The following is a 5,884-nucleotide window of genomic DNA, read 5'->3' as shown; positions in this document are numbered from 1 at the left end:
GTCTGCACCCTTCCTGTGGGCAAAGAACTTCAGGCCCCGAGAGGAGACTCTGGCCGATCCCGGCTGGCCGCACGACATCAGCAGGGGCTCGCCGGCGCGGTAGCGCTTCTTGAGGGAGTCCCACTCGTCTTGGCTCAGGTCGATGGAAACGACACGCTGTCCGGCTAATGTAGCGACCAAAGGCATGTGCCCCTCCGTCCTCCCATGCTGATTCACMCATGGAAACACACGGCGGGGCTGAGTCGTCAGAACTTCAAGATAGTGGCGCCATGATGACGCCATCGGTAACGAGGCAGCCGACGGCGCCCACAACGAAGAGGAAGTTCATCCAAGCCGCAAACGGTATCCCCGTCGGTGGCCAGCTCGCCCCAACACTCAACCCCGAGAGTCAACGAGATTCGGGGCAGTCCCGCCAGCACAAGTAATTCGTTTGAGGGCCGGAGCATCAATGACATCTAACAGAGCCCGCTGCCACACCGAACCTCCGCAAAGTCAAGCTTTGTCAACACCCAAAGAAAAAAGATGCCCTTGACCTGCGAAAACACTGTGCCCGAGGTGGGACTCGAACTGCATTCCCTCCCCCACAAACACTGGACTCCCGCGGAAACAGAAGGAATCCGGCCCGATCCGGCTTAAGTACAACCCGGTCCGAAGCCCAAGGTGTGCACATTGTGCACACCCTCCTTTTGCCCACTTCGGCGCCCCCAAACAAGGGGCCACATATGCCTGGGACCAATCCCAACGGCCACAACGCTCGTCCAGCGACGGTAATCCGACCTCCCCCATCGGTGTGACGGGTCTTCCCCCGGTGCGAGAATGTCTGCATGCTCACCTTCCTGGAGACTGAACGACTTCTGCTCCGGCAGTTCACCGCCAACGATGCGGAGCTACTCGTGGAACTGGACAGCGATCCGCGCGTGATGCGGTACATCACCGGCGGTATCCCCACCCCCCCGGGGCGAGATAGAACGCGACTTACTCCCGGCGTTCCTCGACTACTACCAGCGCTTTCCCGGCTACGGGTTCTGGGCCGCGATCGAGAAGACGACCGGGGAATTCCTCGGCTGGTTCCACTTCCGGCCAGGCCCCGACGATCCACAAGATCAGCCGGAACTGGGCTACCGGTTGCGCCACGCGGCCTGGGGAAAGGGGCAYGCGACGGAGGGATCGCGGGCGCTGATCGCCAAGGGGTTCACCGMGTTCGGGGTGCAACGGGTTGTAGCCTCGACCATGGCAGTCAACACGGCCTCCCGAAGGGTGATGGAGAAATCCGGGATGCGCCTCGTGCGGGCCTTCGTCGCCGACTGGCCGGTGTCCGTTCCGGGCGACGARCACGGCGACGTCGAGTACGCGATCACCCGAGATGAATGGGAGACTGACGATTCCCGCCTTCGTCCCCAGTGACCCACCCGTATCAGTCGGCCGGACATAAGACACCGCAGCGAGGTCCGCGATCGACTCTGAGGCGATTCAACGATGCCATGCCAGCGCGAACATCACAGACGTGAGGGCCGGCGACCCGGCCCGACGTACTCACACGCGTATACCCGAGATGTCTCGCCCGGCTAGTGTGACTCAGAAGTCCCCGACCGGCACCGGGCTGAGACGATTTAGGGTGAGACCTCTTTCCAAGACTCGAGGCGGGCCAGCACGCCGTCGATTCCTTCAATCCTCCAGACACGACGAGGTGTCTTGAAGGGTGTTGTTTTCCAAGACAGCAGCGGATACGGTCGCTGCCGTGTTTCTCACTGGCGGTCGTCCACAAGAGTCATGCAGGGCTTGGTCCTGATTGGCGGCATGAGGTGCGACGTCGAAGCTCAAGAGGGTCTTTTGGCCACTCGTTGACGGCGGCCGAACGACGAGCAGTAGTCGAGTGCACTGTGAGTGCAGTATGATGCACTTATGGATGAGAGTACAACGACCTTGGCGTTGGCAATCGGCGCCCGGGTTAAGCAGGAGAGACAGTCGCGGGGCTGGACGCTTAATCAGCTGGCGGAGTCTGCCGGGGTAAGCCGCAGGATGGTGGTCAACGTGGAGCAGGGTGCCGCGAATCCCAGCGTGGGAACCCTGCTGAGGATCAGCGACGCGCTCGGCGTGGGGCTGCCGGCGCTGGTCGAGCCGCCTCGGCCGAAGCCGGTGAAGGTCACGCGCAGTGGTGAAGGCGCTGCTTTGTGGATCGGTGAGTCCGGCGGCCGCGGGGTGTTGGTGGCCGGCACCGAGTCACCGGACGTGGTTGAACTGTGGGATTGGACGCTGGGTGCCGGCGACCGTCACGTGAGCGAGGCCCACACTTCGGGAACCAAGGAACTCCTGCAGGTCCAGCAGGGCACGGTCACGGTGGAGATCGCAGGCCAATCGGTCAGCCTCGATGCCGGCGATGCGGTGACGTTCCCGGGCGACGTGGCACACTCTTATGCCAATCCGGGCACGGAGCCGGCGAGGTTCTCCCTGGCCGTCTTCGAGCCGGGCGTGGGGACAGGACACCGGCCGGAGGCGTCCGATGCCTGAGCTGGGCATGCTTCAGGAATTCCTCGACAGCGGCCGAGTTGACCCCGACGTTTTCGCGCTGCGACCCGACTACCGGGCGTTGCTGCTGGCCGTTCACGGACTTGTCCCGGGCCCGAGCGACCAGGCCGGTGAGGAGTTGCTCCAGGCGGCGGAGACCTCAGCCCGCCAGTTGCTCAGCGACGGGCCGGTCGAGCAGCTTCCGCACGTCGCAGCCTGGCGCGAGGCCTACCAGGGCTTCGGAGCCAAACCCAACCGAACGCGTAACAGCCTGGAGGCGCTGCTGCGCCGTGCGGTGTCCGGGTTGCCGCGGGTGAACCGTCTCACCGACTTCTATAACGCGGTTTCGGTGCTCCATCAGATCCCGCTGGGCGGGGAGGACCTAAACCGCTACAGTGGTGCGCCCCGGCTGGTCCGCGCCACGGGCAAGGAACCCTTCGATACCGCCGCCGACGGCGCCGCGGTGGTCGAACACCCGGAACCTGGCGAAGTCGTGTGGTGCGACGATTCCGGGGTAACCTGCCGGCGCTGGAACTGGCGCCAGGCACGCCGCACCCAGCTCGGCGAGAACACCACCGCCGCRCTGTTCATCCTCGACGCGCTCGAACCCAYRACCGATGAGGCGCTCCACGCCGCAGCCGAGGACCTGACCGCCCGGCTGACCCTACTCGGTCACGAYGTCCGCGTCGCCCGCCGCCTGATAACCGCCGGCACGCCAGCCAACGAAAGAGACTGACATGCTCATCCACCCCCGCATACGMGCGATCGGTGACCGGCWGGCCCAGGGCGGCCGGCCGTGAGCCAACGTGTCCCCAAGAATGTCCCTGTGCCGCCATGGGGGCTGGCCGTTGCCGCCATGCTCTCAGTCCAGCTCAGCTCGGCCCTGTCAGTGGATCTGATCGCATCGGTGGGGCCGGCCGGAACAGCCTGGCTCAGACTCAGCGTGGGAGCACTCATCTTTCTCGCCGTTGCCCGGCCCCCATTGCGCACACTGCGCCGCCCCGACGTCCCCGTGCTTCTGGGGCTGGGCGTCGCCACCGGACTGATGACCATCGCCTTCCTCGCCTCCATCGAACGCATCCCGCTCGGAACCGCCGTCGCGATCGAGTTCCTCGGTCCGCTGACCGTCGCCGCGGTCCGCGCCCACAGCGCACGGGCGCTTATCTGGCCAGCCCTGGCGCTAATCGGCGTCGTCCTGCTGACCGAACCCTGGGCCGGTGCCATCAACCTCGCCGGTATCGGGTTCGCTGGGCTCGCAGCCATCGGGTGGGCCGCCTACATCCTGCTCACCCAACGGATCGGCGACCGCTTCACGGGCATCGGTGCGCTTTCACTCACCGTTCCCGTCGCCGCTGCCACGGCAGCGGTCGTCGGCATCCCGCAGTCCGCCGGACACCTCACCCTCGGGATCCTCGCAGCCGCCTTCGGACTGGCCCTTCTGATGCCGGTGCTGCCGATGGCGCTTGAGATGCTCGCCCTGCGCAGGATGACGCCCACCGCGTTCGGCACCCTGATGGCCCTCGAACCGGCCTTCGGCGTGCTCCTCGGGCTGCTCGTGCTGCACCAGCGGCCCTCGCTAGTCCAATTCGGTGGCATCACGCTCGTCGTCCTCGCCGGGGCCGCCGCGCAACGCGGTGGCCGACGGCAACCTCGCTCCCGCGAACACGCCAGTACCCGCATGGACCCCGCCCTCATCGACCAAAGGCCCAAGTAGGCGACAGTCGTCCAGACAGGCGGGCCCGCCAGACTGTCGCCGCGCGAGAATTCCGAGGTTGAGGTGCCCGCGCAGCCCAGCCCGCCCAGGCAGCGGCCGGCGCCTCAGACTTCGCTTCCCTGTAATTCAAACAAAGGAGTTGTGACCATGTTCACCGGCTTGAGCGCCTTCCCCCTTACCCCTCTGGCAGATGATGCGGTTGACGAACCTGCCTTCGTTCACCTGATCGAACGGCTCGCTGAGGCGAAGGTCGACTCCATCACCGCGCTCGGATCCACCGGCTCCTACGCGTACCTGGGCAGCGAGGAACGAAGCCGTGTGGCCCGTCTTGCCGTCGAGCACGCCAGCGGGACGCCCGTGTTCATTGGCGTCGGGGCCTTGCGAACCTCACACGTCCTCGCGAACGCCGAGAAGGCAGAACAGGCAGGGGCTTCCGGGCTCCTGCTGGCTCCCATGACCTATCAGCCCCTCACCGACGATGATGTGTTCGAACTCTTCCAGACCCTCACGGCGAACTCGTCGCTGCCCGTCATCGTCTATGACAACCCAGGCACCACCCACTTCACCTTCACGACCGAACTCTACGGACGCATCGCGGAACTGCCCGGGATCGCTTCCATCAAAATCCCCGGCGTACCGGCCGGTCCCGAGCAGGCACAGGCGCGGGTTCAGGAAATCCGGGCGGCCGTCCCTGCGCACGTGACCATCGGAGTTTCCGGCGACGCCAAGGCCGCCGCCGGACTGGCCGCCGGATGCGATGCCTGGTACTCGGTCATTGGCGGCACTTTGCCCGCCCCGGCGATGCGGATCACCCGGGCCGCCCTGGAAGGGCGCTTCTCCGAAGCGTTCGCGGAGTCCGAACGGCTTGCCCCGTTGTGGGAGTTGTTCGCCGAGTTTGGCGGGAGTATCCGGGTCGTTGCGGCAATAGCGGAACAGCTCGGACTGGCATCAACATCGTGCCTGCCGCTTCCCCTCCAGGGATTGACCGAGAAGCAGCGCGCCCAAGTTGGCAGGATTGTCGATGAGCTCGGGCTCAACCCGTAGCGCCGGCCTCGGCGTTCCCTGCAGGGAGGACCGCCGGGCCGGTGCGCTGGCCCGCTACGTCTTCGCCGCGACGCTGGTTCGCAGCGCCGACGGGGGCGCAGTGGTCGCCATCGTGCTGCTCGCGCACGCCTGCGGGATGCCTGGCTGGCTGGCCGGGCTCCTGGGAGCATCAATCACCGCACCCCACCTGCTCGGCCCGTTCATCGCAAGACGCCTCGATACAGCCCGTGACGGACGCAAGGTCATCGCATGCTCCGCAGTCCTCCACGGGGTGCTGCTCGGTGCTGCTGCACTGCTCCTGCCCGTCGCCTGGCCGATCTGGCCAGCCATGCTGCTCTTCGTCTCCGGCATCTTCGGGCCGATGCTCACCGGCGGGATCAGCAGCCGCCTGCCCCCCATCGCCGGCCCCGGCCAGCGCAGCCAACGCAGAGCACAAAGCTGGGACGTCGCAAGCTACGGACTCAGCGGCACCCTCGGCCCGGCAGCAGTGGCATGGATCGCGGCCGCATCCGACGCACTCACCGCGACACTGGTCCTGGCCGGAGCCGCCGTCGTTGGTGCTGGAGCCGTCCTCGCACTCCCCAAGCAAGAGCCCTCGCACTCCCCAAGCAAGAGCCGCCC

At 66.1% G+C, this 5,884-nt stretch carries 6 protein-coding genes and 2 pseudogenes; 7 read left to right on the top strand and 1 reads right to left on the bottom strand.

The genetic code is table 11. From position 1 onward, the window contains the following. Window positions 1-186, bottom strand: a 186-nt coding sequence (locus AC1D1W_RS19580; RefSeq protein ID WP_476944565.1) for a competence protein CoiA family protein, incomplete at its 3' end; no start/stop codon positions are given. 777 nt (window positions 187-963) lie between these two features. On the opposite strand from AC1D1W_RS19580, the pseudogene AC1D1W_RS19575 reads away from it, so the two are divergent. The 7 genes and pseudogenes from AC1D1W_RS19575 to AC1D1W_RS19545 all read left to right on the top strand — a co-directional run. Further along, a pseudogene (locus tag AC1D1W_RS19575) lies at window positions 964-1,221 on the top strand (GNAT family N-acetyltransferase); the annotation flags it as partial. A 9-nt stretch (window positions 1,222-1,230) separates the two neighbouring features. Then, window positions 1,231-1,404, top strand: a complete 174-nt coding sequence (locus tag AC1D1W_RS19570) for a hypothetical protein (protein WP_476944564.1) — start codon at window positions 1,231-1,233, stop codon at window positions 1,402-1,404. Window positions 1,405-1,902: 498 nt separating this feature from the next. Next, complete coding sequence (locus AC1D1W_RS19565) at window positions 1,903-2,508, top strand: helix-turn-helix domain-containing protein (RefSeq protein ID WP_476944563.1); 606 nt, start codon at window positions 1,903-1,905, stop codon at window positions 2,506-2,508. Continuing rightward, window positions 2,501-3,241, top strand: a complete 741-nt coding sequence (locus AC1D1W_RS19560) for a B3/B4 domain-containing protein (protein ID WP_476944562.1) — start codon at window positions 2,501-2,503, stop codon at window positions 3,239-3,241. The genes AC1D1W_RS19565 and AC1D1W_RS19560 overlap by 8 nt, the downstream gene beginning before the upstream one ends. 120 nt (window positions 3,242-3,361) lie before the next feature. Next, the gene (locus AC1D1W_RS19555) at window positions 3,362-4,219 is read left to right on the top strand and encodes an EamA family transporter (protein WP_476944567.1); all 858 of its coding nucleotides are present in this window, start codon (window positions 3,362-3,364) and stop codon (window positions 4,217-4,219) included. A 147-nt stretch (window positions 4,220-4,366) separates the two neighbouring features. Beyond that, the gene (locus AC1D1W_RS19550) at window positions 4,367-5,263 is read left to right on the top strand and encodes a dihydrodipicolinate synthase family protein (protein WP_476944566.1); all 897 of its coding nucleotides are present in this window, start codon (window positions 4,367-4,369) and stop codon (window positions 5,261-5,263) included. Next, a pseudogene (locus AC1D1W_RS19545) lies at window positions 5,241-5,884 on the top strand (MFS transporter); the annotation flags it as partial. The gene AC1D1W_RS19550 and the pseudogene AC1D1W_RS19545, both read left to right, overlap by 23 nt.

It is taken from the genome of Arthrobacter sp. P1_B4, assembly GCF_056406555.1.
The sequence above is the reverse complement of the archived record's forward strand: the minus strand, read 5'-3'. Positions and strand labels throughout refer to the sequence as shown.

Coding starts and splice junctions, on each gene's coding strand:
- AC1D1W_RS19555 (WP_476944567.1), top strand. CDS start 3,362: ATGCTCTCAGTCCAGCTCAGCTCGGCCCTGTCAGTGGATCTGATCGCA.
- AC1D1W_RS19565 (WP_476944563.1), top strand. CDS start 1,903: ATGGATGAGAGTACAACGACCTTGGCGTTGGCAATCGGCGCCCGGGTT.
- AC1D1W_RS19550 (WP_476944566.1), top strand. CDS start 4,367: ATGTTCACCGGCTTGAGCGCCTTCCCCCTTACCCCTCTGGCAGATGAT.